This is a genomic window from Solibacillus sp. FSL H8-0523, from assembly GCF_038051985.1.
Taxonomy (GTDB): Bacteria; Bacillota; Bacilli; order Bacillales_A; family Planococcaceae; genus Solibacillus.
Genome location: NZ_CP150291.1, coordinates 3539735 through 3563942, shown reverse-complemented (window position 1 = coordinate 3563942; position 24208 = coordinate 3539735). Strand labels below are relative to the sequence as shown.

General features: G+C 41.9%; 22 protein-coding genes, 16 tRNA genes and 2 rRNA genes. 30 read left to right on the top strand and 10 right to left on the bottom strand.

Annotation, left to right across the window (positions count from 1 at the left end; translation table 11 throughout):
• Nucleotides 1-5: 5 nt before the first annotated feature.
• The 19 genes from NSQ62_RS17905 (at nucleotide 6) to nagB (ending at nucleotide 5689) form a co-directional block, all read left to right on the top strand.
• Nucleotides 6-2933, top strand: a 23S ribosomal RNA gene (locus NSQ62_RS17905).
• A gap of 111 nt (nucleotides 2934-3044) precedes the next feature.
• A 5S ribosomal RNA gene (gene rrf, locus NSQ62_RS17900) occupies nucleotides 3045-3160 on the top strand.
• 14 nt (nucleotides 3161-3174) lie between these two features.
• Nucleotides 3175-3250 (top strand) — tRNA-Asn (locus tag NSQ62_RS17895).
• Between the two features lie 10 nt (nucleotides 3251-3260).
• Nucleotides 3261-3352 (top strand) — tRNA-Ser (locus tag NSQ62_RS17890).
• A 13-nt stretch (nucleotides 3353-3365) separates the two neighbouring features.
• Nucleotides 3366-3440, top strand: a tRNA-Glu gene (locus NSQ62_RS17885).
• Nucleotides 3441-3463: 23 nt separating this feature from the next.
• A tRNA-Val gene (locus NSQ62_RS17880) sits at nucleotides 3464-3539 on the top strand.
• 19 nt (nucleotides 3540-3558) lie between these two features.
• A tRNA-Met gene (locus tag NSQ62_RS17875) sits at nucleotides 3559-3633 on the top strand.
• Nucleotides 3634-3636: 3 nt separating this feature from the next.
• Nucleotides 3637-3712, top strand: a tRNA-Asp gene (locus NSQ62_RS17870).
• Nucleotides 3713-3734: 22 nt separating this feature from the next.
• Nucleotides 3735-3810, top strand: a tRNA-Phe gene (locus tag NSQ62_RS17865).
• A gap of 8 nt (nucleotides 3811-3818) precedes the next feature.
• A tRNA-Thr gene (locus NSQ62_RS17860) sits at nucleotides 3819-3894 on the top strand.
• Between the two features lie 7 nt (nucleotides 3895-3901).
• A tRNA-Tyr gene (locus tag NSQ62_RS17855) sits at nucleotides 3902-3985 on the top strand.
• A gap of 9 nt (nucleotides 3986-3994) precedes the next feature.
• Nucleotides 3995-4068: transfer RNA gene (locus NSQ62_RS17850), tRNA-Trp, on the top strand.
• Between the two features lie 25 nt (nucleotides 4069-4093).
• Nucleotides 4094-4169 (top strand) — tRNA-His (locus tag NSQ62_RS17845).
• Between the two features lie 40 nt (nucleotides 4170-4209).
• Nucleotides 4210-4285 (top strand) — tRNA-His (locus NSQ62_RS17840).
• Between the two features lie 27 nt (nucleotides 4286-4312).
• Nucleotides 4313-4387, top strand: a tRNA-Gln gene (locus tag NSQ62_RS17835).
• Nucleotides 4388-4392: 5 nt separating this feature from the next.
• Nucleotides 4393-4467: transfer RNA gene (locus tag NSQ62_RS17830), tRNA-Gly, on the top strand.
• Between the two features lie 5 nt (nucleotides 4468-4472).
• Nucleotides 4473-4546 (top strand) — tRNA-Cys (locus NSQ62_RS17825).
• 51 nt (nucleotides 4547-4597) lie between these two features.
• Nucleotides 4598-4679: transfer RNA gene (locus tag NSQ62_RS17820), tRNA-Leu, on the top strand.
• A gap of 278 nt (nucleotides 4680-4957) precedes the next feature.
• A complete protein-coding gene (gene nagB, locus NSQ62_RS17815) occupies nucleotides 4958-5689 on the top strand; it encodes a glucosamine-6-phosphate deaminase (protein ID WP_341321425.1) in 732 nt (243 codons plus the stop codon).
• A gap of 26 nt (nucleotides 5690-5715) precedes the next feature.
• Here the strand turns inward: nagB and NSQ62_RS17810 are convergent, their stop codons facing one another.
• Nucleotides 5716-6597, bottom strand: coding sequence for a DMT family transporter (locus NSQ62_RS17810; protein WP_341321424.1), 882 nt, complete (start codon nucleotides 6595-6597; stop codon nucleotides 5716-5718).
• Between the two features lie 127 nt (nucleotides 6598-6724).
• Here NSQ62_RS17810 and NSQ62_RS17805 point away from each other — a divergent pair, with 127 nt between their 5' ends.
• Entirely contained in the window at nucleotides 6725-7636 is a 912-nt protein-coding gene (locus NSQ62_RS17805; RefSeq protein ID WP_341321423.1) for an LD-carboxypeptidase, read from the top strand.
• 334 nt (nucleotides 7637-7970) lie between these two features.
• On the opposite strand, the gene NSQ62_RS17800 is transcribed toward NSQ62_RS17805, so the two are convergent.
• Nucleotides 7971-8489, bottom strand: a complete 519-nt coding sequence (locus NSQ62_RS17800) for a hypothetical protein (protein ID WP_341321422.1) — start codon at nucleotides 8487-8489, stop codon at nucleotides 7971-7973.
• A gap of 3 nt (nucleotides 8490-8492) precedes the next feature.
• A complete protein-coding gene (locus NSQ62_RS17795; protein WP_341321421.1) occupies nucleotides 8493-9182 on the bottom strand; it encodes a phenylalanine--tRNA ligase beta subunit-related protein in 690 nt (229 codons plus the stop codon).
• Between the two features lie 92 nt (nucleotides 9183-9274).
• Here NSQ62_RS17795 and queG point away from each other — a divergent pair, with 92 nt between their 5' ends.
• A complete protein-coding gene (gene queG, locus NSQ62_RS17790) occupies nucleotides 9275-10402 on the top strand; it encodes a tRNA epoxyqueuosine(34) reductase QueG (protein ID WP_341321420.1) in 1128 nt (375 codons plus the stop codon).
• Nucleotides 10403-10421: 19 nt separating this feature from the next.
• Nucleotides 10422-10895, top strand: a complete 474-nt coding sequence (gene trmL / locus NSQ62_RS17785; protein ID WP_341321419.1) for a tRNA (uridine(34)/cytosine(34)/5-carboxymethylaminomethyluridine(34)-2'-O)-methyltransferase TrmL — start codon at nucleotides 10422-10424, stop codon at nucleotides 10893-10895.
• A gap of 36 nt (nucleotides 10896-10931) precedes the next feature.
• On the opposite strand, the gene NSQ62_RS17780 is transcribed toward trmL, so the two are convergent.
• Nucleotides 10932-11699, bottom strand: coding sequence for a sporulation protein (locus tag NSQ62_RS17780; protein ID WP_341321418.1), 768 nt, complete (start codon nucleotides 11697-11699; stop codon nucleotides 10932-10934).
• 76 nt (nucleotides 11700-11775) lie between these two features.
• Nucleotides 11776-12663, bottom strand: a complete 888-nt coding sequence (locus NSQ62_RS17775; RefSeq protein ID WP_341321417.1) for a VOC family protein — start codon at nucleotides 12661-12663, stop codon at nucleotides 11776-11778.
• Nucleotides 12664-13126: 463 nt separating this feature from the next.
• On the opposite strand from NSQ62_RS17775, the gene NSQ62_RS17770 reads away from it, so the two are divergent.
• Entirely contained in the window at nucleotides 13127-13309 is a 183-nt protein-coding gene (locus NSQ62_RS17770; protein WP_341321416.1) for a multidrug ABC transporter ATPase, read from the top strand.
• A gap of 50 nt (nucleotides 13310-13359) precedes the next feature.
• On the opposite strand, the gene NSQ62_RS17765 is transcribed toward NSQ62_RS17770, so the two are convergent.
• The gene (locus tag NSQ62_RS17765) at nucleotides 13360-14976 is read right to left on the bottom strand and encodes a long-chain fatty acid--CoA ligase (protein WP_341321415.1); all 1617 of its coding nucleotides are present in this window, start codon (nucleotides 14974-14976) and stop codon (nucleotides 13360-13362) included.
• 228 nt (nucleotides 14977-15204) lie between these two features.
• On the opposite strand from NSQ62_RS17765, the gene NSQ62_RS17760 reads away from it, so the two are divergent.
• Together NSQ62_RS17760 and NSQ62_RS17755 are read left to right on the top strand one after the other, a co-directional pair.
• Nucleotides 15205-16035 carry an aldo/keto reductase gene (locus NSQ62_RS17760; RefSeq protein WP_341321414.1) on the top strand — a complete coding sequence of 277 codons (831 nt, stop codon included), beginning with the start codon at nucleotides 15205-15207 and terminating at the stop codon, nucleotides 16033-16035.
• A 25-nt stretch (nucleotides 16036-16060) separates the two neighbouring features.
• On the top strand, nucleotides 16061-16612 hold the full coding sequence (locus tag NSQ62_RS17755) for an acyl dehydratase (RefSeq protein WP_341321413.1): 552 nt from the start codon (nucleotides 16061-16063) through the stop codon (nucleotides 16610-16612).
• Nucleotides 16613-16743: 131 nt separating this feature from the next.
• Here the strand turns inward: NSQ62_RS17755 and NSQ62_RS17750 are convergent, their stop codons facing one another.
• On the bottom strand, nucleotides 16744-17130 hold the full coding sequence (locus tag NSQ62_RS17750) for a hypothetical protein (RefSeq protein WP_341321412.1): 387 nt from the start codon (nucleotides 17128-17130) through the stop codon (nucleotides 16744-16746).
• A gap of 543 nt (nucleotides 17131-17673) precedes the next feature.
• On the opposite strand from NSQ62_RS17750, the gene NSQ62_RS17745 reads away from it, so the two are divergent.
• Both NSQ62_RS17745 and NSQ62_RS17740 read left to right on the top strand, forming a co-directional pair.
• The gene (locus tag NSQ62_RS17745) at nucleotides 17674-17910 is read left to right on the top strand and encodes a hypothetical protein (protein WP_341321411.1); all 237 of its coding nucleotides are present in this window, start codon (nucleotides 17674-17676) and stop codon (nucleotides 17908-17910) included.
• A gap of 163 nt (nucleotides 17911-18073) precedes the next feature.
• Entirely contained in the window at nucleotides 18074-18595 is a 522-nt protein-coding gene (locus NSQ62_RS17740) for a DUF5412 family protein (RefSeq protein WP_341321410.1), read from the top strand.
• Between the two features lie 238 nt (nucleotides 18596-18833).
• On the opposite strand, the gene NSQ62_RS17735 is transcribed toward NSQ62_RS17740, so the two are convergent.
• Genes NSQ62_RS17735 through NSQ62_RS17725 form a run of 3 tightly spaced genes read right to left on the bottom strand, consistent with a single transcriptional unit; the run spans nucleotide 18834 to nucleotide 20620 of the window.
• Entirely contained in the window at nucleotides 18834-19667 is an 834-nt protein-coding gene (locus tag NSQ62_RS17735) for an RluA family pseudouridine synthase (RefSeq protein ID WP_341321409.1), read from the bottom strand.
• A 55-nt stretch (nucleotides 19668-19722) separates the two neighbouring features.
• Nucleotides 19723-20193 carry a thioredoxin family protein gene (locus tag NSQ62_RS17730; protein WP_341321408.1) on the bottom strand — a complete coding sequence of 157 codons (471 nt, stop codon included), beginning with the start codon at nucleotides 20191-20193 and terminating at the stop codon, nucleotides 19723-19725.
• Nucleotide 20194: 1 nt separating this feature from the next.
• On the bottom strand, nucleotides 20195-20620 hold the full coding sequence (locus NSQ62_RS17725) for a disulfide oxidoreductase (RefSeq protein ID WP_341321407.1): 426 nt from the start codon (nucleotides 20618-20620) through the stop codon (nucleotides 20195-20197).
• 126 nt (nucleotides 20621-20746) lie between these two features.
• On the opposite strand from NSQ62_RS17725, the gene NSQ62_RS17720 reads away from it, so the two are divergent.
• The 3 genes from NSQ62_RS17720 (at nucleotide 20747) to NSQ62_RS17710 (ending at nucleotide 24175) form a co-directional block, all read left to right on the top strand.
• Nucleotides 20747-22288: a GNAT family N-acetyltransferase gene (locus NSQ62_RS17720; RefSeq protein ID WP_341321406.1), complete on the top strand. Its 1542-nt coding sequence runs from the start codon at nucleotides 20747-20749 to the stop codon at nucleotides 22286-22288.
• Nucleotides 22289-22388: 100 nt separating this feature from the next.
• Complete coding sequence (locus NSQ62_RS17715) at nucleotides 22389-22892, top strand: sigma-70 family RNA polymerase sigma factor (protein ID WP_341321405.1); 504 nt, start codon at nucleotides 22389-22391, stop codon at nucleotides 22890-22892.
• Nucleotides 22892-24175 carry a DUF4179 domain-containing protein gene (locus NSQ62_RS17710; protein WP_341321404.1) on the top strand — a complete coding sequence of 428 codons (1284 nt, stop codon included), beginning with the start codon at nucleotides 22892-22894 and terminating at the stop codon, nucleotides 24173-24175. Before NSQ62_RS17715 ends, NSQ62_RS17710 begins: the two co-directional genes overlap by 1 nt.
• Nucleotides 24176-24208 lie beyond the last annotated feature (33 nt).

Sequence of the window (24208 nt, the reverse complement as noted above, 5' to 3'; positions counted from 1 at the left end):
CTTTTGGTTAAGTTAATAAGGGCGCACGGTGGATGCCTTGGCACTAGGAGTCGATGAAGGACGGCACTAACACCGATATGCCTCGGGGAGCTGTAAGTAAGCTTTGATCCGGGGATTTCCGAATGGGGGAACCCACTATCTTTAATCGGATAGTACACTCACGTGAATTCATAGCGTGTTTGAGACAGACGCAGGGAACTGAAACATCTAAGTACCTGCAGGAACAGAAAGAAAATTCGATTCCCTGAGTAGCGGCGAGCGAAACGGGAAGAGCCCAAACCAAAGAGCTTGCTCTTTGGGGTTGTAGGACACTCAATACGGAGTTACAAAAGAATGATTTAGGCGAAGCGACTTGGAAAGGTCCGCAAAATAAGGTAAAAGCCCTGTAGCCCAAAAGTTATTCCCTCCTGAGTGGATCCTGAGTACGGCGGAACACGTGAAATTCCGTCGGAATCCGGGAGGACCATCTCCCAAGGCTAAATACTACCTAGTGACCGATAGTGAACCAGTACCGTGAGGGAAAGGTGAAAAGCACCCCGGAAGGGGAGTGAAATAGATCCTGAAACCGTGTGCCTACAAGTAGTTAGAGCCCGTTAATGGGTGATAGCGTGCCTTTTGTAGAATGAACCGGCGAGTTACGATTACGTGCGAGGTTAAGTTGAGAAGACGGAGCCGCAGCGAAAGCGAGTCTGAATAGGGCGAATTAGTACGTGGTCGTAGACCCGAAACCAGGTGATCTACCCATGTCCAGGGTGAAGGTGAGGTAACACTTACTGGAGGCCCGAACCCACGCACGTTGAAAAGTGCGGGGATGAGGTGTGGGTAGCGGAGAAATTCCAATCGAACCTGGAGATAGCTGGTTCTCTCCGAAATAGCTTTAGGGCTAGCCTCGTGATTGAGAATACTGGAGGTAGAGCACTGTTTGGACTAGGGGGGCATCTCGCTTTACCGAATTCAGACAAACTCCGAATGCCAGATATTTATACACGGGAGTCAGACTGCGAGTGATAAGATCCGTAGTCAAGAGGGAAACAGCCCAGACCACCAGCTAAGGTCCCAAAGTAATCGTTAAGTGGAAAAGGATGTGGCGTTGCTTAGACAACCAGGATGTTGGCTTAGAAGCAGCCATCATTTAAAGAGTGCGTAATAGCTCACTGGTCGAGTGACGCTGCGCCGAAAATGTATCGGGGCTAAACGATTCACCGAAGCTGTGGATGCATCCGTATGGATGCGTGGTAGGAGAGCGTTCTAAGGGCGTTGAAGTCAGACCGGAAGGACTGGTGGAGCGCTTAGAAGTGAGAATGCCGGTATGAGTAGCGAAAGACGGGTGAGAATCCCGTCCACCGTATGACTAAGGTTTCCTGAGGAAGGCTCGTCCGCTCAGGGTTAGTCGGGACCTAAGCCGAGGCCGATAGGCGTAGGCGATGGACAACAGGTTGATATTCCTGTACCACCTCCTCACCGTTTGAGAAATGGGGGGACGCAGTAGGATAGGGTAAGCACGCCGTTGGTTGCGCGTGTTCAAGCAGTAAGGTGTGTATGTAGGCAAATCCGCATACTTTAACATTGAGCTGTGATGACGAGTCCGTATGGACGAAGTTCCTGATTTCACACTGCCAAGAAAAGCCTCTATCGAGGTGAGAGGTGCCCGTACCGCAAACCGACACAGGTAGTCGAGGAGAGAATCCTAAGGTGTGCGAGAGAACTCTCGTTAAGGAACTCGGCAAAATGACCCCGTAACTTCGGGAGAAGGGGTGCTCTGTTAGCGTGCAAGCGTGAGAGAGCCGCAGTGAATAGGCCCAGGCGACTGTTTAGCAAAAACACAGGTCTCTGCAAAACCGTAAGGTGACGTATAGGGGCTGACGCCTGCCCGGTGCTGGAAGGTTAAGAGGAGTGGTTAGCGCAAGCGAAGCTGCGAATTGAAGCCCCAGTAAACGGCGGCCGTAACTATAACGGTCCTAAGGTAGCGAAATTCCTTGTCGGGTAAGTTCCGACCCGCACGAAAGGCGTAACGATCTGGGCACTGTCTCAACGAGAGACTCGGTGAAATTATAGTACCTGTGAAGATGCAGGTTACCCGCGACAGGACGGAAAGACCCCGTGGAGCTTTACTGTAGCCTGATATTGAATTTTGGTACAACTTGTACAGGATAGGTAGGAGCCAGAGATCCCGGAGCGCCAGCTTCGGAGGAGGCGTCAGTGGGATACTACCCTGGTTGTATTGAACTTCTAACCCATGCCCCTTAGCGGGGTAGGAGACAGTGTCAGGCGGACAGTTTGACTGGGGCGGTCGCCTCCTAAAGAGTAACGGAGGCGCCCAAAGGTTCCCTCAGAATGGTTGGAAATCATTCGTAGAGTGTAAAGGCATAAGGGAGCTTGACTGCGAGACCTACAAGTCGAGCAGGGTCGAAAGACGGGCTTAGTGATCCGGTGGTTCCGCATGGAAGGGCCATCGCTCAACGGATAAAAGCTACCCCGGGGATAACAGGCTTATCTCCCCCAAGAGTCCACATCGACGGGGAGGTTTGGCACCTCGATGTCGGCTCATCGCATCCTGGGGCTGTAGTCGGTCCCAAGGGTTGGGCTGTTCGCCCATTAAAGCGGTACGCGAGCTGGGTTCAGAACGTCGTGAGACAGTTCGGTCCCTATCCGTCGTGGGCGTAGGAAATTTGAGAGGAGCTGTCCTTAGTACGAGAGGACCGGGATGGACACACCGCTGGTGTACCAGTTGTTCTGCCAAGAGCATCGCTGGGTAGCTATGTGTGGACGGGATAAGTGCTGAAAGCATCTAAGCATGAAGCCCCCCTCAAGATGAGATTTCCCATTACGCAAGTAAGTAAGACCCCTGAAAGACGATCAGGTAGATAGGTTCGAGGTGGAAGCGCAGTGATGTGTGGAGCTGACGAATACTAATCGGTCGAGGACTTAACCACAATTTATGAACATCAATGAACCGTTTATCCAGTTTTGAAAGAATAAAAATATTAAAAAATGCTTGACTGAATAAGTTATACATAATATAATAAATAATGTCTTTCGAATAGTCTAGTGATGATGGCAAAGAGGTCACACCCGTTCCCATACCGAACACGGAAGTTAAGCTCTTTAGCGCCGATGGTAGTTGGGGGTTTCCCCCTGTGAGAGTAGGACGTCGCTAGGCTAGTATATAATTATTCCGAAGTAGCTCAGTTGGTAGAGCATCCGGCTGTTAACCGGCAGGTCGCAGGTTCGAGTCCTGCCTTCGGAGCCATCTAAATCTTGGAGAGTTGTCCGAGAGGCCGAAGGAGCACGATTGGAAATCGTGTATGCGGGTAACACTGTATCAAGGGTTCGACTCCCTTACTCTCCGCCAGGCAATTTAGTATGGCCCGTTGGTCAAGTGGTTAAGACACCGCCCTTTCACGGCGGTAACACGGGTTCGAATCCCGTACGGGTCACCATTTATATTTTTTATATCCAGCATGGAGGATTAGCTCAGCTGGGAGAGCACCTGCCTTACAAGCAGGGGGTCGGCGGTTCGAGCCCGTCATCCTCCACCATTTAATTAAATAGTATTGTCGCGGGGTGGAGCAGTGGTAGCTCGTCGGGCTCATAACCCGAAGGTCATAGGTTCAAGTCCTATCCCCGCAACCAAATGGTCCCGTGGTGTAGCGGTTAACATGCCTGCCTGTCACGCAGGAGATCGCCGGTTCGATCCCGGTCGGGACCGCCATTTTTTTAATTATTACATACGTGGGTTTGTAGCTCAGTTGGTAGAGCATTAGATTGAAGCTCTAAGTGTCGGCGGTTCGATTCCGTCCAAACCCACCATATATGTTGCCGGTGTAGCTCAGTTGGTAGAGCAACTGACTTGTAATCAGTAGGTCGAGGGTTCGACTCCTTTCGCCGGCACCATTACCCTGGAGGGGTAGCGAAGTGGCTAAACGCGGCGGACTGTAAATCCGCTCCTTAGGGTTCGGCGGTTCGAATCCGTCCCCCTCCACCATATCTTTACAGGGGCATAGTTTAAAGGTAGAACTACGGTCTCCAAAACCGTCAGTGTGGGTTCGATTCCTACTGCCCCTGCCATTTTAAGATTCAAATAAGTATAATGGCGGTTGTGGCGAAGTGGTTAACGCACCGGATTGTGATTCCGGCATTCGTGGGTTCAATTCCCATCAGTCGCCCCATTCTTTATTTAGGTTTAAGAAGTAAAATTATATGATAGTGGCGGTTGTGGCGAAGTGGTTAACGCACCGGATTGTGATTCCGGCATTCGTGGGTTCAATTCCCATCAGTCGCCCCATTCTTAATATAATAAATATGAAATTTTTGGGGTATAGCCAAGCGGTAAGGCAACGGATTTTGATTCCGTCATGCCCTGGTTCGAATCCAGGTTCCCCAGCCATTTTTGCGGAAGTAGTTCAGTGGTAGAACACCACCTTGCCAAGGTGGGGGTCGCGAGTTCGAACCTCGTCTTCCGCTCCAAATATGGCGGCATAGCCAAGTGGTAAGGCACAGGTCTGCAACACCTCTACCACCGGTTCAAATCCGGTTGCCGCCTCCATATTTTTTAGATCAAATCGGTTAAGCCGATTTTTTTTATACCCATTTTCTTGCCGATATGGCGGAATTGGCAGACGCGCCGGACTCAAAATCCGGTTCCTTCGGGAGTGTCGGTTCGACCCCGACTATCGGTATCAGATCGATAAGGTGAATTGCCAAAAACCTTATCAAATGAAGACTTCTAGTATTTATACTAGGGGTCTTTTTTTATTGGAGTTTCCTTCAAATAGAGATTGAAACAGAAAATCTCCTTTACAAACAGAATAATTGTGTTTTTAACTGAAATACTACGTGTTTTTTTATAGCATGTTAGAAAGAATTACTTTAGAATTGACATGATGATGTGAGAAATGGATTTAACGAATTTAATTTAAATAACTGAAATTATGAATAGATGAAAGAAGGTAATGGAATGAATGCAGTAGTAAATTTAAAATGGATTGAAGCAGCAAATTACGAGGAAATGAGCAAGCTTGCGGCGGATATGTTTAAAGCGGAATTAAAGCACAATCCAAAAATGGTATTAGGTTTAGCAACAGGTGGGACACCAGAAGGCTTTTATAAAGAACTAGTTGAGGCGTATCAAGCTGGAGAAATTTCATTTGAACAGGCACAGTCTTACAACTTAGATGAATACGTTGGGATTAATCCTACAAATGAAGCGAGCTACCATTACTATATGGATCAAAATCTATTTAATCACGTTGATATGAAGCGTGAGAATATCCATGTGCCAAAAGGGGATACAGCGGACTTACAAGCGGCTGCCGCGCACTATGATGAGATGATTGAGGCAGCTGGTGGTGTTGATATTCAGCTATTAGGTATTGGCATAAACGGACATATTGGTTTTAATGAGCCAGGTACACCATTTACATTAGGGACAAATGTTGTAGAACTGACAGAGTCGACACGTGATGCGAATAAAATTTATTTCAATTCAATCGATGAAGTGCCAACATATGCCATTACAATGGGTATTCAAACAATCATGAATGCGAAGAAAGTCGTTTTATTAATTTCAGGTGCATCAAAGCAGGAAGCCATGGATCGTCTGCGTAGCGGTGAAGTGACAGAGGACTTCCCAGCAAGTGCCCTGCACAATCACAAAGATGTAACAGTGATTTATACAGGTGTAAAATAATGATGAGGAGTGCTTAAATGCACTCCTCATTTTTTAATGGTCGTAATAAATACTCCGGCAATAACGGCAATCCCTCCAATAATTTGTGCCATGAGTAATTGTTCATCTAAAAACAGAACAGCAAAAATTGTCGCAAACACTGGAATGAAGTTTAAGTAGATCCCGGCTTTGTTGGCCCCTAATGCGACAACGCCCGTATTCCAGCTTAGGAACGCAACAATCGAGGCAATGATCCCGACATAGAAAATAGCACCAATTGTAGAAGCACCCCAAGTAATCGCTTGAGACGTCGTTAACAGCTCATATCCGGTAAATGGGAGTAACATGAGTGCGCCAAGTGCAATGGTCACTAAGAACGTTGAGTAGCCTGGTAGCTTGCCTGCGTATTTCTTAATTAGTAATGAATACACACTCCAACAAATGACAGCGACTAATACAATTAGGTCCCCTTTGTTAAATGAAAAGGCAAGTAAGCTTTCCATTAAACCGCCTGAAATGATGAATAGCACACCCGCTAGTGACAAGAGTGTTCCAAATAACTGAAACTTCGTTAAACGTTCCTTTAAGAAAATAAAACTAAGTATGTAAATAATAATTGGCGTTGATGAGTTCATTAAGGATGCATTAATGGACGTAGTGTAATGCAGGCCAATATAAACGAGCGTATTAAATGTAGCAACCCCGGTTAATGCTAAAATAAGGACGGCACCAAAATGCTTTTTTAGCATTGGCCATTCCTTTTTGGTACGGCTATAGGCAATGGGGAAAAAGATGATAAAGGCGACAATCCAGCGTAGAAATGCAAGTGTAATCGGCGGAATATCGCCAGCAACCGCACGTCCGATTACAAAGTTACCGCCCCATAATAAGGTAGCGAAGACGAGCAATGCTTGTGGTGGAAATTTCATAGTAAAGGTACTCCTTAAATTGGAAATTGATTTTATTTATTATAGGGACACCCAGGGAGCATTTGCAATACGCTTTACGTAAAACGCTATGATACAATAACGACAGTAGCAAAAGGAGGTCAAAGTAATGAAAATTCGACCAGCAAGATTACAACAAGGTGATATCGTGGGGTTAGTGAATTTAAGTAGCCCACTGCAGCAGGAGGCATTAGGAGACAAGCTTGCATTTCTAGAACAGCTTGGCTTACGTTATAAATTAGGAAATACCATTCAGAGCGGTGCGGGTTACTTAGTAGGAACAGACGAAGAGCGTATTGCAGATTTTCATGCGATGGTGCAAGACCCGGAAGTGAAGGCAATCTTTTTAGTAAAAGGTGGCTACGGCATTGCACGTATTGTCGACAAAATTAGCTACCCATTATTAGAGGACAATCCGAAAATTATTTGGGGCTTTTCAGATGTGACGGCTTTACATACGCAAGTAAATGAGTTTGCGAATTTAGTTACGTTCCATGGACCGATGCTTTCTAGTCCACAAGGGGAGCTGGATGAATTGTCACAAAAAATGTTCCAGCAGCTTTTCCAGCCGATTGAAATCGAGTATACGGAAAGTATCGCCCCGCTAACAACTATTGTGGGTGGCGCTGTACGCGGAGGGTTAACGGGTGGTAACTTGAATCGTATTATAGGGACATTAGGTACGAAGTTTGAAATCGATGTACGTAACAAAATTCTCGTGCTGGAGGATATCGGAGAGTCGATTGAACAGCTCGATCATATGATGAATCATCTGCGCTTAGCACGAAAGCTTGAACAGGCAGCAGGCTTTGTTATTGGTGACTTTAATATGCCAGATGACACATATCGTTATGAAGACGTTATTCAGATGATTACTGACTATTTAAAGCCACTTCAAAAACCAACAGTAGCCGGGTTCAAAATCGGCCATTGTACACCAAATATCGCAATTCCACTAGGTGTGGATGCGATTTTAGACGCGGATGAAAAAACATTACGCATTTTACCAGGCGTTCAATAAAATGATAAAAAAAAAGGTATGTCGTGAATTGCTTCATCGGCATACCTTTTTATTTTCCCGAATTCACGTCAGTTAACGGAAGACCTTGATAAACAAATCAATGATGTACAAATTTAAAAGCAAAGGCCCTCTTATCACAGAAGTGACGAGAGGGCCTTTTAATAACGAGCGAAATCAAAAAGTACATTGAGTTGTTAGCTTTGACAATAGTTGGTCATTGGTTAAAGGTAACAAGGTAACAGGTAAATGTTGATTGGTTTGATCTAAGTTAAATTTGCAAATTGCAAATGGGGTGCTCGTTATTACCTAGGTTGGAGTCTCACCGCCCTAGGGCTTAATAATAATTTGCATCATCAAAGTCAATTTCAACTTGGTAGTTTTTCGCATTGATAGCGTTTGATAGGCGATGTGCTTGTTTTTCAAGCTCGTTTGCACGGTTTAAATAGTCAAGTGGCTCGTACAGCGCAACACGGTAGAGCATTGTGTCCCCGACAGAGTGGAAGTACGATTCTTTGTCTTCCATGCCTAGCCTTTTACAAAATGCGGCTTCAGCGCGCAGTTGAGTAGCAAGTTCAATAGATTCCACGATGGGCATTTCCTCGTCGTTAAACGTAATGGTATTGTTAATATTTGCGCGGTAAATGAGCGCATCAAGCTTGCGTGAATCATAACGGAGTTGCTTTAAGTCTGTTTCGAGTTTTTCAAGTGTTAATGCAGGTTGTTTCGGTTCTTGTCCTTTTTCGATCACCACATGTGTTACTTGGTGCACCGAAGTGTTGAGTTCCTGAATTTTTTTCGTAATAATACTTTTTAATTTTACGGCTTCTGCTAAGTTAATACTCAAATGAAACACTCCTTAAAATTCAATAGTCGGTTGATCCTTTGATAATAGCGCTATTTTGTACTCGCCACCGCTAATTTGCGTGAACATATTGCCCGCGCTCTTTAGTAGCTGCTCGGATTTCTCTGTAGAAAGAGAAGGCTGTAAATAAAAAATTTGCAGAGCGTCGGTTGTGCGTTCTGTCACTGCGGTACGCGTTGAATCGACAAAGGGGCTACCAAATGCACCGAGCGCATCTTGTGAATACAAAATGTTGTGTAAGGAATTATAGCGGCTATTTAAGCCTTCGTAGCCCGTGTCCTCATCCCCAAGTGCGATTTCGATAGCACCGTCGATTGCATGTGTATCGTAAATCCCAATCGGTAGCTCGTATTGAAGCGAGAAGAAATTATTTAAATCAACCGCCGAGTGAAACGGGGTTAAATAATTTTGCTTTGCGATTCTACGCATTAAGCTTTCGGCTGAATGGCGATAACGATTTGGATCCGCACCAAACGCTTTCCAAAGTTGGCGCCATTCTTTAATGCCCGCGCGTTCCGCTACGGGCGTATCTTGTAATTCAAAAAATAAATTTTCCTGATAAAGTTGTGTGCGGCCTTTAATCATTTGAGGAGATTCTGCCACTGTAATTTTGTTATAATGGATAAGGCCGATTTTAAATTGTTCGGCTTGTTGAAAGATTTTTTCGTTAATTGAAAGTTTCATACGTCATCACCTATTACTTATTGTAATGGATTACGCTAGAAATTACTAAAATTTACTATAATTATTTGTGAGAAATGAAAGGAGCTGGGCAAATGAACGTCACGCAGCTTCAAGCACAGTTAATTGAATATGCAAATTCGATTGGTGTTGATAAAATTGGATTTACAACGGCGGCACCATTTCATGAATTAAAAAATAGACTGCGTCGCCAGCAGGAGCTTGGGTATCAGTCAGGCTTTGAGGAATCGGACGTAAACTTACGTACGGAGCCACTGCGTTTACTAGAGGATGCAGAAAGTATTATTGCCATTGCGCTTGCTTACCCGTCACGTATGGACAATGCGCCACAAGGGAAGAAAGGTGAGCGCCGCGGGATTTTTTGTCGGGCTTCTTGGGGTGTGGATTATCATACTGCAGTACGTGAGCGATTGCAGCTTATTGAAGCATGGCTAGTGGAGCACGTGCCAGGTGTGAAGTTAAAATCGATGGTCGATACAGGAGAGCTTGTCGACCGTGCTGTTGCCGAACGCGCGGGGATTGGCTGGGTCGGGAAAAACTGTTCCATCATTACACCGGAGTTTGGCTCGTATGTGTATTTAGGGGAAGTGATGACTAATATTCCGTTTGCGCCGTCAACACCGATTGAGGATGAATGCGGGGACTGTACGCTATGCATTGATGTGTGTCCGACAGGGGCGATTGTTGCACCAGGACAACTCAACTCACAGCGCTGTATTGCCTTTTTAACACAAACAAAGGGCTTTTTACCGGATGAATTCCGCACTAAAATCGGCAATCGTTTGTATGGCTGCGATACGTGCCAAACGGTGTGCCCGAAAAATAAAGGCAAGATTAACTGGATCCATGAGGAATTCACACCAGATCCTGAACTCGCAAAACCGTTACTTCAGCCGTTATTATCGATATCCAATAAGGAATTTAAGGCGAAATTCGGGCATGTATCCGGCTCATGGCGCGGTAAAAAACCGATTCAGCGTAATGCGATTTTAGCGCTCGCTCATTTTAAAGAAGAGAGTGCACTGCCTGATTTAATCACCGTTTTACAAAAAGACGAGCGCCCCGTACTACGAGGGACGGCCGCTTGGGCAATCGGGAAGATTGGAGCAGCAGGTGCCGAAGAGATACTGCTACAAGCAAAAGCATTAGAAAAAGATGAAGAAGTGCTCGCCGAAATTGACAAGGGCTTAACACTGTTATAAGAAGAAAGAAGGATAAAAAGTGCCAAACCATATTGTTTTATACCAACCAGAAATTCCAGCAAACACAGGCAATATCGCCCGTACATGTGCTGGTACCAATACATCTCTACATTTAATCCGCCCATTAGGCTTTTCAACAGACGATAAAATGTTAAAACGTGCTGGCCTTGATTACTGGGAGCATGTGAATGTGGTGTACCACGATTCATTAGAGGACTTCATTGAATATAGTAAAGATGGAGAAGTGTATTTAATCGAAACGTATAGTGATGAGCCATTTACAACGCATGATTTTAGCGATACCGCGCGTGATATTTACTTCATGTTCGGTCGTGAAACAACGGGCTTACCAAAAGACTTTGCACAGGAGCGTGCACATATGTGCTTGCGTATTCCGCAAAGTGACCATGTGCGTTCTCTGAACTTATCGAATACCGCAGCGATTGTTATTTACGAAGCGCTGCGTCAGCAAAATTATCCTGGGTTAAAATAAGAAAAAGGGAAGAAGCCGCGGCTTCTTCCTTTTTCTTTACTTCATTTTTCGTTCAATCGCATCTGCTAATTTCGCTTCAAGATTATCTGAGGCAAATAAAGTTAAGCGGATAAAGCTTTCGTCCATATCCAGTGCCTCTGATAAAAAGCCACCTAAGCCTCGTGCACGGCGATCTACTTGTAATAATACTTCAACCGAACGCTCCGATTGCTCTAAAAAGACCAGTTCTAATTCATCTAGATACCGGCGATACGTGTTGTTGGTTGGAGCGAATTCAAATTCTTGCACTACCTTCATACGATTACGTAAATACGAAGGGGCCTGTTCTGTATCCACCTTACGAACGCGGAAACCTAAGTTTTGAACGGCTGTTAATACAGCACTTGCAAGACGCGTCGGTTGAACGTCGATGTAGTCTGTATCTTTTGGGTCCACGGCATTTTTAATATCTAGACCTGTATGAATCCATACGCGTGATTGGCCAGCTGTTACCGGTACGGCAGTAGGCAACACAAATGAAAACGGAATTTCACGTTTTTCATTTGCTTGAATCGTAAATGGTTCGTTAATTTGGAAATTTTGTAACGCGGCTTGATCGTTTACTTTACGGTCATCAATTTCACGGACGAAACTTGTATAAAGCGTTAAATAAATTGCGTCAATCTGCTGTTCCGTATTGCCCCCTGTCACTTCGACAACACCCGTGACTGTTTCGTTAATGGTATAGCTTGATTTGTGTAGCTTTGTATCCACTGTCGCAGCACCGACACCAATGCTTGCTAAAACTTTATTAAATAGTGACAAAAAAATTCCTCCGTTTAAGTTCATATATTACCTATACGAACAAAACGGAGGAAAGTTTCATATGTTGCGTATTAAATTAGTTACCTTCTATTGTAAATACAATACGTAAGCCATTTGGATCAACTGTTGAGAACGCTTGTGCACCGCCAAATTTTGGTGCTTCAGCGAACGTTTCTACCACATAGCCGTTGTCCGTTAAGCTCTGTTTAACGGTTTCTGCGTATGCGTCATTCTTTAACACAACGGTAAATGATTTTAAGCCGACCATATCAGCTAATGGTGCGTGACCGTTGTTGCTGTTCCATGTATTTAAACCGAAGTGATGATGGTACTTACCTGTTGAAACGAATAACGCCTGTGCCCCGTAGCGTGTGACAACGTTATAGTCTAATACATTTGTATAAAATTGTTCGGACTTGTCTAAGTTAGCAACAGATAAATGGACATGGCCCATTACTGTGTTAGCAGGTAAGCCATCCCATTTACCGTCTGCTGCTGCTAAAATTGGTTGGAAGTTTAATTGCTCGGTTACCATGTTCACTTGCTCACCTTCGAACCAAGTCCATTCTGATTCGTCGCGGTCGATGTAAATTTCAATGCCGTTACCATCTGGGTCATTTAAATATAATGCTTCAGAAACGTCATGATCGGCAGCACCGATGCGTATATCTAAGTTAACGAAATGCTGCACGATGTTTCCTAAGTCTTTACGAGAGGGTAATAGTAATGCTAAGTGGTAAAGTCCAGCAAAACCTGCTTTAATCGGTTGCGCGTCTTTTACCTCTACTAATGAGACTAAGCTTGTTTGGCCGTCAGCTGTTAAGTACGCCTCTGTTGCTGTTTGCTCTAGTACGTTAAAGCCAATAATTGTTGTGTAGTATTCGATTGAGCGTGCTAAATTCGAAACTTTTAGTTGAACATGAGATGCATATAAGTTTGGTTTTTTATGAAAATGTGTTGCCATAATATGTTTGCTCCTTTTGTGGTTGTTTTTTATAACTAACTTACTTTATGTAACTAATATAAAGTGAAAGGACAAAGAAGTCAATTAGAAAAAAACATTTCGCGCCAAATAGCGCGAAATGATGTCTTCTCTTATGTGGATTATCTTGAAAAAGTTATACTTTCCTATCCACAAAAAAAGACAATCGTGCAAGCACGATTGCCTTTTAATGAACGCTAGCTAAAATTAGTTTTTAGCTTTAGCGAATGGTTTGTTATCGCTATCATAACCAGCTGTGAACATAGCTGTTAAGAATGCTACACAAACACCAAGAATTAAAATTAATCTCATGGAAGTATCCTCCTCATGTTTTAATAGTATCTTTTGTCAGTATATCACAAAATTTGGTTGCAAATGGTTTATTTTATGACAAAAATGGTTCTAATATGGAATTTTAAAAACCTAGGATTGGGAGTGAGTTAATATGACGAAACGAGAAGATATCGTAAACGGAAACATGACCAACTCAATGGAGGAGGTACGTTTACTCGGAAAGCAAATGGAAAATATGCGCGATGAGCAGCAACTAGAAGAAACAAATCGTATTGCCGACCCACAGCAGTTTGATGACGAAGAAGAAAGTGAAGAAAAAACTGAAGAAGAATAAAACAAAGTCCGTTATCTGATTTTTAGATAGCGGACTTTGTTTGATAGTGATTAACTTGTTGGGATTTGGTAGTCTTTTAATTCTTCGCGTAATTTGGCTTTTAAAAATTTACCTACCGATGTTTTCGGGATTTCATTTAAAAACACGACATCATCGGGGAGCCACCATTTAGCGAATTCTTGTTCGATCGATGCAAGCAGCTCGTCTTTCGTGGCAATTGCACCTTCTTTTAATACGACACAAGCAAGGGGACGTTCCTGCCATTTTGGATGTGGTACGGCGATAACAGCTGCCTCAAATACATCCGGATGCGACATGAGTGCATTTTCTAAATCGACCGAAGAAATCCATTCACCGCCGGATTTAATTAAATCTTTTGTACGGTCAGTAATTTTAATGTAGCCTTCTTTTGTTAACACCGCGATATCGCCTGTATACAACCAACCATCTCGGAATGCTTCGTTTGTGCGCTCATCTTGATAGTAGCTTGAGGCAATCCAAGGACCACGGACGCGTAGTTCACCCATTGTTTGCCCGTCCCATGGCACAGGGCCGTTTTCGTTGACTACCTCTGTTTCGATTAACGATGCGGTTAAGCCTTGTGTTACGCGCATATCCAATAATTCATCTTCACTATAGCTGTCCATTTCAGATGTTGGATGCGACATGCTGACAAGTGGTGATGTTTCAGTCATACCGTAAGCGTTTACATAAGGCACGCCAAGCTTTTCGTTATACGCTTGAATTAGGCCCTTTGGTGATGCAGAGCCACCAGAGATAATTAAGCGAATTGATGAAAGGTCGCGCGGCTGTTTTTCTTGTTCCGCTAAAACACCGAGCCAAATGGTTGGTACACCGGCTGTAATTGTGACTTTTTCTTGCTCAATTAAATCTAAAATAATCGCAGGTGTCATCATTGGGCCCGGGAGTACAATATTCAAGCCAAAATTCAACGCTGCAAACGGGAAGCCCCAAGCATTTACGTGGAACATGGGGACGATTGGTAGCGCGGCATCACGCTCATTTAATGCAAAGGATTCTGCTAAGCCAAGCGCTAAACTGTGCAAGACGATGCTACGATGCGTGTAAATGACACCTTTAGGCATGCCTGTTGTCGCAGATGTATAGCACATGCCGGCCTGCAAGTTTTCATCTAAGTCTTCAGGGAAGGCAAAGTTTTCATCCGCTTCTTCTAGTAGCTGCTCATAGCTATGGACATTTGGAAACGAAGACTCGGGTGCTGTTTTATCATCGCTCATCACGATAATATGCTTCACCGATTTTAAATGACCGAGTGCGGGTTCGACTAATGGGAAGAGATCCCCATCAATTAATAAAATTTCGTCCTGTGCATGGTTAATAATATAAACAATATGCTCAGGTGCTAGGCGGATATTGATTGTGTGTAAAATTGCACCGCTACATGGAATCGCAAAATAAGCTTCTAAATGGCGATGATGATTCCAAGCGAACGTACCGACCTTTGTACCGCGCGTCATGCCAAGCTTTGTAAGGGCGTCGGCTAGACGATGTGTCCGTTTTACATAATCTTTAAATGGAATGCGATGTGTCATCGTAGGGCTTGTACGAGAAATGATTTGTTTGTTTGGAAAATAACGTGCGGCGCGTTTTAAAAACCCTGTCAAAACTAACTGTGTGTCCATCATAATAATCAGCTCCTAAACGAAATGATCTAACGTAGAACTCTAGTTGAGTGAATTTTCTGTTAATAGAATTATACGCGATAAAAAGGTATCTATCTAGCAAATGCGTTGTAAATTTAAAGAATTTTGAAACAATTAAAAGTTTCATTCGTATGTTAGATAATGGAATCTAAAAATTGTCTGATTTGAATAATGCTATAATAGACTGAAATACAACTTGAGGTGATTTTCATGAACTTACAATCAACAAAAAAATTAGCAAATGGAATCTTAATGCCAAGACTTGGCCTAGGTGTTTACAAAATGACGGACCGCGATGAAACATTGCAAGCCATTACAACGGCCATAGATTTAGGCTACCGTGCAATCGATACAGCCGCGCTTTATTACAATGAGGAAGAAGTAGGCGAGGCGATTCGCAATGCTTCTGTTAAGCGTGAAGAACTTTTTGTCACAACTAAGGTATGGAATTCAGATCAAGGTTATGACAATACATTACGTGCATTTGAAACATCGTTAAAAAAATTGGATATGGATTACGTGGATCTTTATTTAACACACTGGCCAGTAGAAGGGAAGTTTGTGGATACGTACCGTGCAATCGAGCGATTATACGAGGAAAAGCTCATTCGCGTACCGGGTGTATCGAATCACCATGAACATCACCTACAGCAAGTGTTAGCAAGCTGTAACGTAGCGCCAATGGTTAACCAAGTAGAGTTACAGCCCTATTTAAATCAAGCGGAGTTACGTGCATTTTGTCAGGAGCATCAGATTGCCGTTACGGCCTGGTCACCACTTGGAAGAGGGCATGTGTTAAACGATGAAACGATTACTCGTATTGCAGCGGATTACGGTGTCACACCAGCACAAGTCATACTGCGCTGGCATTTACAAAATGATGTGCTTGTCATTCCGAAATCAGTCACGCCATCACGTATTAAAGAGAATAGTGAGGTATTCCATTTTGAATTAACGGAAGCGACGATGCAGGAAATTAACGCTCTAAATCGTAACGAACGTTTTGGACAAAGCCCAGATAGCTTTAAATTTGATTTTTAATTTCATGTAAGGGGGTACCTAAACCATGTTCAAAAATTTTTCGCCAAGTTTGTTTTTCGCAATGGCAGCAATAACCGTGTTGATTTTTTTACCGTATCTTATGCTGTTTCAGCCGATTTTTCAAAGTTTCTTTTTTGTGAAGCCTTACGAGCAGGATGTATTTTTACTGAATCCGATTAACATAAAATTAATCATTGCCTCTTGTTTAATATTTGGGGGGATGTTTGGGTTACTGGCCTATAAGCGAACAAAAGCGATATATGCGGTTACGACGCTGCTACTTGTAATTGGTGGTGCGACGGCGTATTACTCAACGCAAAACTATTTGAAAATTAGTGAACAGCAAATTGAGCGTAGTTTTTTTTGGATGAATGACCAATACGCTTGGACAGAGCTTGAAGAAGTCTATTATGAATATGTAGTAGGGTCGAATAAAGGCGAAGTGAAGCTCATCACGAAGTCTGGTGATTCATTTGTCATTAAAGAACGAGAATTAAATTCCCATGCGAAAAGCTATATTTATCGTTACTCGAATGAACATGGTATTCCGTACGTCGAGCGTGAGAAGATGGATTAACATAATGAGCAAAATCCTCTAAAAATCAGCTGAATTTTAGAGGATTTTGTCTAGGTTAAATGTAGGTAAACTGAAAGAGAGATGAGAATTATAGATGTTGAATTTATATATCTAACGGAACGGTTTCGGAACTAACCAATTACTACTCTTAAATTTAAAGTGTCAATTGCCTTAACCAATTGGTCAACACGGCGTATGTTCAATTCAACTCTTTGTGAATAATCATTCGGAGTCGATACAACTAATACAAAGCCATCGTTCGTATAGAAATGGATTGCGGCATCATAATTGATGTCTTCATCATCATTCATTTTATGAAAATTATAAATTTCAACCTTTGTTAACGTTCGTCTACCATAGTAAACCGATACGGGAAGATTTGTAAGACCACCATATTCATAGATGAGGCCCAGCGGTTGATCTGCTAAAAGAACGTCCAATTTATAACCTAAATTTCGATCAATCGTTTCGATACAATCATTTATAATATTAATAAATCCGCGCGTTGATTGGGTCAATTTCTACTTGTGGACTATAAATACCAGAGAAGTTGGCATTAATCAACTGCTGTAATATCCTTCAATTGTTTTTTCATCAATCTGTTCCTTAAAAACTTCCGTTAAAGATTCCTCCATCATTGCTCATAATGTTAACGCTTATTTAATATAAATAGTCAATTCTTCAAGAGATGGTATCTGATTGTGGAATAAATAAAAAATGCATTCCAACCGGTTTTTTATCGAACTTAATTATAAATTATTAATCTCTATGAGGTCGCGTCAAATTTATGTGAACTTACAACAGTAAGGCAAATAACATACCCAAACATCGATTTAGCTACATTTTAATTATTCGGCACGATATTATTATAAATTACAAGGGAAAAATAGTTAGCATCATTGAATGTTAGTTGCACTTGAGGTTGGAGAAAGCCAGAAAGATTTTATAGAAACAACGAATCTCAGAAACTTTGCAGAAGCTCATATGTTGAACGCAGACGGTATACCAGCTTCTCCATTCCTTGGTGGTAAATGTCCTATTCCTTTGATGAGGTGTTGTGAATGGCAATAACATTATTGATTACTGCAATCTATGTGATTTTAATTAAAATCTTTTTTAACGCAGAGAAACTTTTATTATGGATAGAACAACGAACGAAGAAAGAAGAATCTCAACTAACCAAAGCTACAATAGATAATACTAAGATGGCGTCCTTAATCGGTATTCTTGTGATAACACTTGTATATATTGTTAGTTTCATGATTTATGCTGTAGAAATAGGAAACTATCAAAAATAATCAAAGAACATTCCCAAACACCGCTTGTACCGTGCTGATACCCCATCCACACTCTTGATGATGAAAATGTATAAACTTTAAATTAAATAACGTTCCCAAACGACACTTTTGCAACCATTTAATTACAAATTATGTCTAACTTGAAAAAGGGAGGCAATTCGATTTGGATAGAAAATATAATTTATGGTCATTCATTGTATGTTTAATATTATTAGGGTTTTCATTTCAAGTACTTTATGCGTCCTATTACCGAACTTGGCAATTGGCACCAGATGCTCTAACACTTTGGTTACTTTCTGTTATTGTTTTTATTATAGGTATTATGGGCTTTAAAGATAGAAGTAGTAAGCAAGCAAGGTGGAGAAGCTGGTTAACCTTATTGATTATAGTTCCCCTGTCGATAGCTTTTTTATTAGGAGTGGCAGTAAATACAGTTGCGAGAGAGCATATCGAAACAACTCAATCTCCTGATAATAAAACGACTATAGACTTTTACACATTGAACGGTGGAGCAGCTACCTCAATTAGTGTTACGGGAATTGTAAATGGACCTCTTTGGATAAAAAAAAGGATTTATTATGAAGTTCCAATGCACGAGGTTGATGTGGAGTGGTTAAATAATCATACGATAAAAATTAACAATCACACTTTGGATTTGGATAAAGGAGAAACCTATTCAAATTAACTTTACTGACAACTATTCAAGGAGTTTATATAGAATACACCCATTATTCAAAAAAAAGTTCCCAAATAAAAGTTGGACACGTTAAAAAAGGCGCTAATTGTTGTTAAATTCAACGTTTAGCGCCTTTTGTGTGTCAAAAGTTAGTGCTGGTAATGGTTAAAGCCCATTTTGATGAATACGATAACACAAACATTACTGCATAAAACTTTGCATATCGTTAGCTTGTAAATCCGAAGCTTTATACGTCTTTTACAACAACCTCTTCATTTAAGAATGGATGTTCGAAGGCTAATTGAATCGCGTGTAGTGCGTATGTGCCATCTTCTGTTTGGCGTGCATCATATAATGTATCGCCAACGATTGGGTGGCCAATATGCGCCATGTGTACACGGATTTGGTGTGTGCGACCTGTTTCAAGTACGACGTGGACTACACAAGAGCTTTTATAACGGTTTACGACTTCATAATGCGTAACAGCGCTTTGTGCGCCTGGTGCAACAACGCGGCGTGTGCTGTGGTGACGGTCTTTGCCAATCGCTGCGTTAATTGTGCCGCTATCAGTACGAATATTGCCTTGTACTTCCGCTGCATACGTACGAACGATTGATTTTTCTTCAATCATGCGGTCGAAAATCGATTTCGCGATCGGGTGCTTTGCGACAAGTAGTAAACCGTTTGTCCCTTGATCTAAGCGGTGTACGTGCTCTGCATAAGTCCCGCCGTTATCAACGATGTGACGCATCACATGGTTCATACATGTATCACGGTCAGTTGGTTCGTTTGGATGTGTTGCCATCCATTTCGGCTTTGATACGATTAAGCAGTGCTCGTCTTCGTAACGAACGACAATCTCACAGTTTGGTGTTGGGCTGTAGTTTGATACAGGCATTGGGAATTCAAATTCGATGACTGATCCTTTTTCAAGCGGCTCTTTCCATAGTACGGGCTCACCGTTCATTGTTACGGCTTTTTCCATGCGTAGCTCGTGCACGATTTTTTTTCCTAAGCGCCATTTATTGCGCAGTAAATCTTCAACGGTTTGACCGTTTGTATTGATGGTATATGTGAACATGTATTTTCCTCCAAATGAAAAATCGTGCTTCGATAAGCACGATTTTGTTATCTTCTTATTTTAACACAACATCGTTAAAGAATTGACGAGTAGTTTCGTCAGGTGCGTCACCTTCAAGACGTGCAACCTCTTGACCATTTTCAAAGTAAATCATAGTCGGTGTTGCTGTAATCGCATAAGTACCCCAAGCATTTTCATATTCTAATACATTTAATTGATCAACTTGAATATCTAGTTCTTTTGCGATTGGCATCATTTTAGGTGTGTAATTTTTACAATGTGAACATTCTGGACTGAAGAAATAGCCAACTACGCCTTCACCCGATGCGATTTTGTCTGCTAACGCGTCCGGTAAAATGATATTTTGATAGTTTTTATCATCTAATAAATCAATAGTTGATTGTTTTAAGTCATCCGTATCGTATGGATTGTCCTTTAATTTATCAGAGTTTTTCATGTTTGTTAGTACAATAATCCCGGCAAATAATAAAACGATTACTGCCCCAACGATCGCAAGCTTTTTCATGTTATTTTTCCTCCTTTAACACTTTCAGCATATAAAAACTAATGCCAGCGATTAGTACAAATGCCGTCAAAGCTAAAAACGGAATTGTCATAAAGCCAAACCAGTTAATATATTCACCTGTACATGGGACACGACCACATGATGGCGCTGAATCTTGTAAGAAATCAAGTTTTTGTAAGCTGTAATGGTAAAGGGAGGTTGCTGCCCCGATACATGAAAATACAGCTGTTGTGACGGCGATTTTTGCGTTTTTTTGTATGTATGCAACGGTTGTCAGAATAACAAGTGGATACATCAAGATGCGCTGATACCAACACAGTGTGCATGGTTCATAACCGCGTATTTCTGAAAAATATAATGATCCAAGTGTTGCTGTTAATGACACAACCCAAATCATCAGTAAAGCATTTTCAATTTTTTTTGACATCGCATTTACCTCGTAAATCAAAATTTAACCTGCATTGATTATAGTTTGAATTCGAGAAAAAGTAAATTACTACGTTTAGGAGATGTCAGTAAAAGGGAAAGTTTAGAAGAGAAGGGAGCGTTGTTTATGACCGATGCGTTAGACATGTCGAAATTTGAAAAACCAATGATGATTCGTCAGATGACAACAGCGGATATTGATGCAATCTTAGAAATTCAGCGCCTGTCATTTCCGGGGATGGAGCCTTGGGAGCGTGCACATTTGTATAGCCACTTAACGATTTTTCCAGAAGGGCAAATTGTGGCAGAGTTAGACGGCTTAGTCATTGGTTCTTGCTCTTCGCTACGTATTAATTTTGATGAATACGATGATCGCCATACGTGGAACGATATTACCGATAATGGCTTTATTACGAACCACGATCCGAACGGCTATAACTTGTACGGGATTGAAGTAATGGTTCATCCAGAATATCGTCGCATGAAGGTGGGGCAGCGTTTGTATGAGGCGCGCAAAGATTTAGCCCGTTCACTCAATTTAAAGTCGATTATTATCGGGGGGCGCATTCCAAATTTCCATGTGCATTCTGGGGAAATGAGTCCGCGCGATTACGTCGATGCGGTAAGCCGCCATAAAATTTACGACCCGGTATTAACATTCCAAATGATGAACGACTTTATTTTAATGCGCATTAATCCAAATTATTTACCAGATGATGTGGCATCGGGAAAATATGCGACGTTAATGGAATGGAATAACGTGGATTACCGACCACATTTGAAGCGTCATTTTAAAACAAGCTATCCGGTACGCATTTGTGTTGTGCAATATATGATGCGTGCCATTGATTCGTTTGAGGATTTCGCCAAGCAATGTGAGTATTTTGTCGATGTTGGCTCCGATGCAGGTTCGGATTTTGTCGTGTTCCCAGAAATTTTCACAACACAGCTGATGAGCTTTTTAAATGAAAAATCACCCTCGCAGGCCGTGCGTAAATTAACAGAGTTCACACCCAAATATATTGAGCTATTTACGAGCCTAGCGGTGCGCTACAACGTCAATATTATTGGTGGCTCACACTTTGTTGAGGAAGAGGACGAGGAGATTTACAACATCGCTTATTTATTTAGACGCGATGGCACGATTGAAAAGCAATACAAGGTGCATATTACGCCGAATGAACGTAAATGGTGGGGCATATCAAGCGGGGATAAGATTGAAGTGTTTGATACCGATTGTGGCAAGATTGCCATTCAAATTTGTTATGACATCGAGTTCCCAGAGCTTGCGCGTATTGCGACCGATATGGGGGCGAATATTATTTTCACCCCGTTTTGTACCGAGGATCGCCAGGGCTACTTACGTGTTCGCTACTGTGCACAGGCACGCGCAGTGGAAAACCAAATTTATACGGTTATTTCAGGGACGGTCGGCAATTTACCTGAAACGGAAAATATGGATATTCAATACGCGCAGTCCGGCATTTTCGCACCGAGCGATTTTGAATTTGCGCGAGATGGCATTGTTGGCGAAACGAGTCCGAACCTAGAAATGGTACTCATTGGTGATGTGGATTTAGAAATTTTACGTCGCCAGCGTCAGGACGGTACGGTAAAGCATTTAAAAGATCGCCGCCATGATGTGTACCGCGTCGATTATTTGAAATAAAGTAATAAAAATTCTGCTATTGTAAAAATGTAGCAGAATTTTTTGCGCATTTGAACGAAAACCATTTCTAATATGTCTAATACATAAAGGGGGGCTGTATATGGAGGAGCATCGGTTAATAAAACGTGCGATTAAGGGTGACGAACAAGCAATTGTCATGCTTTTAGAACGCTACGAGCAAGGTTTTTACAAAATTGCATTTGCCTATCTAAAAAATGAACATGATGCAGTAGACGCCATTCAAGAAATGACCTATCACTGCTTGAAAAAGATACATACGGTCAACTCACCGGAATACTTACAAACCTGGCTCGTTCGCATTTTAATTAATATTTGTTTGGATATGAAAAACAAGCAAGCCCGCTTTGACTTGCAAGAACAAGTAGAAGTAGAAAGTGAAGAAACGCATCCGTTAGAGCTAGCTGACGTTATTGAACAACTCCCAATTGAGCAGCAAGAGCTCATTTATTTACGCTTTTTTGAGGATTTAAAGATGAAAGACATCGCGCATATTCAGCAAGTGTCAGAAGGAACGATTAAATCGCGTTTACATTACACGTTACGGAAATTGCGCGGCATGCTAATTGAAAGAGGTGAACGTTAATGGATCAGAAGTTAAAGGATTTCTTAAATCAATTAGAAACGCCTCATGAGGAATTAGCACAGGCGAGGAAACGAGCACTAGTACAAAAGCAAAAAGACGTAACAAGGCGCAAGCAATGGCTCGTGACGAGTGTAGCACTTGTCGCTATATGCTTTTTCCTAGTATCGATTCGCCTATCACCTACAATTGCCTTGGCCGTTTCAAAAGTCCCGGGTCTAGAAGCGATTGTTCAACTCATCCATCATAATAAAGGCATTGAAGATGTGCTAGAGCATGACTATAACGAACAAGTTTATGAGACAGTGGAGCAGGCAGGCATTCAAGCAACAATTGAAGAGGTCATTGCAGATGAAACCGGTATGTATATTATGTATCGTTTAATAAGTGATAAAGATTTAAACACCGATAAACTTATCGAAATTGAAGTATTACAAAATGGAGAGGGAATCAAGGCAGCTAAAACCTATAGTGCGTTTATGAATGAAGAAACGTATGATTTTTCAAGCTCAATAGAACTTGTTGCTAGTGAAGAAAAAATCGATTATACGCATCCAAATTTTGAAGTGCGCTTTACTATCGAAGAACAAGTTATTCGTGTGCCATTTACATTGAAAAATGAAATTAAGCAAACAAGGTCATATGTGGTAAACGAGCAGATTGAAGTAGAAGGACAAAAGTTTACGGTCAATGAAATTGAAATTTCTCCGCTACGAGTTAGCATTGAAATCGCAATTGACCCAAATAACGAGCAACGCATTTTAAGCTTTAATTCATTAGAATTATTAGATGAAAATAATGAGGTGTGGAGTAAAATTTCAAATGGTGTAGTAGAAGTCGGGACGATGGATAAAAATGTTAATAAATATTATTTGCAAAGCAATTATTTTAGAGAGCCAAAATCGTTGACGCTAAAAATTGCGGAAATCGAAGCGTTACCAAAAGGACAGGATTTTATTGAAGTTGATTTTGACAAGCAACAAGTCGTGACTATCCCAAATTTACCAACCTTCAAAGTGACAGAAGTCTATCCCATGCAAGTAAGGGCGCAGTATAAGCCAAAAAATCCAGATCACCATCGTCAATTGTTTGGCGATGCATTCGATGCAAACGGTAAGCAGGTAGATACTCGTGGCTCAACAAGCTCTGGCATGGGAGATGGCATCCATGAGGGGACAGTAAGCTATGAGTTAGAGAACGTTAAAAATCCGATAAAAATTTATATTAATAGTTTCCCGAATTATTTAAAAGGGTCCGTGCAAGTGAAAATTCCATTAGATGAATAATTTGAGTTCCTCGATGTGCTTTGCATAAAGTTC

Excerpts from the sequence above, each read along its gene's own strand:
- NSQ62_RS17760 (WP_341321414.1), top strand. The coding sequence starts at position 15,205 with ATGAACTTACAATCAACAAAAAAATTAGCAAATGGAATCTTAATGCCA.
- NSQ62_RS17720 (WP_341321406.1), top strand. The coding sequence starts at position 20,747 with ATGACCGATGCGTTAGACATGTCGAAATTTGAAAAACCAATGATGATT.
- NSQ62_RS17770 (WP_341321416.1), top strand. The coding sequence starts at position 13,127 with ATGACGAAACGAGAAGATATCGTAAACGGAAACATGACCAACTCAATG.
- queG (WP_341321420.1), top strand. The coding sequence starts at position 9,275 with ATGAACGTCACGCAGCTTCAAGCACAGTTAATTGAATATGCAAATTCG.
- NSQ62_RS17710 (WP_341321404.1), top strand. The coding sequence starts at position 22,892 with ATGGATCAGAAGTTAAAGGATTTCTTAAATCAATTAGAAACGCCTCAT.
- NSQ62_RS17745 (WP_341321411.1), top strand. The coding sequence starts at position 17,674 with ATGGCAATAACATTATTGATTACTGCAATCTATGTGATTTTAATTAAA.
- NSQ62_RS17805 (WP_341321423.1), top strand. The coding sequence starts at position 6,725 with ATGAAAATTCGACCAGCAAGATTACAACAAGGTGATATCGTGGGGTTA.
- NSQ62_RS17810 (WP_341321424.1), bottom strand. The coding sequence starts at position 6,597 with ATGAAATTTCCACCACAAGCATTGCTCGTCTTCGCTACCTTATTATGG.
- NSQ62_RS17795 (WP_341321421.1), bottom strand. The coding sequence starts at position 9,182 with ATGAAACTTTCAATTAACGAAAAAATCTTTCAACAAGCCGAACAATTT.
- NSQ62_RS17735 (WP_341321409.1), bottom strand. The coding sequence starts at position 19,667 with ATGTTCACATATACCATCAATACAAACGGTCAAACCGTTGAAGATTTA.
- NSQ62_RS17765 (WP_341321415.1), bottom strand. The coding sequence starts at position 14,976 with ATGATGGACACACAGTTAGTTTTGACAGGGTTTTTAAAACGCGCCGCA.
- nagB (WP_341321425.1), top strand. The coding sequence starts at position 4,958 with ATGAATGCAGTAGTAAATTTAAAATGGATTGAAGCAGCAAATTACGAG.
- NSQ62_RS17715 (WP_341321405.1), top strand. The coding sequence starts at position 22,389 with ATGGAGGAGCATCGGTTAATAAAACGTGCGATTAAGGGTGACGAACAA.
- NSQ62_RS17730 (WP_341321408.1), bottom strand. The coding sequence starts at position 20,193 with ATGAAAAAGCTTGCGATCGTTGGGGCAGTAATCGTTTTATTATTTGCC.
- NSQ62_RS17725 (WP_341321407.1), bottom strand. The coding sequence starts at position 20,620 with ATGTCAAAAAAAATTGAAAATGCTTTACTGATGATTTGGGTTGTGTCA.
- NSQ62_RS17755 (WP_341321413.1), top strand. The coding sequence starts at position 16,061 with ATGTTCAAAAATTTTTCGCCAAGTTTGTTTTTCGCAATGGCAGCAATA.
- NSQ62_RS17775 (WP_341321417.1), bottom strand. The coding sequence starts at position 12,663 with ATGGCAACACATTTTCATAAAAAACCAAACTTATATGCATCTCATGTT.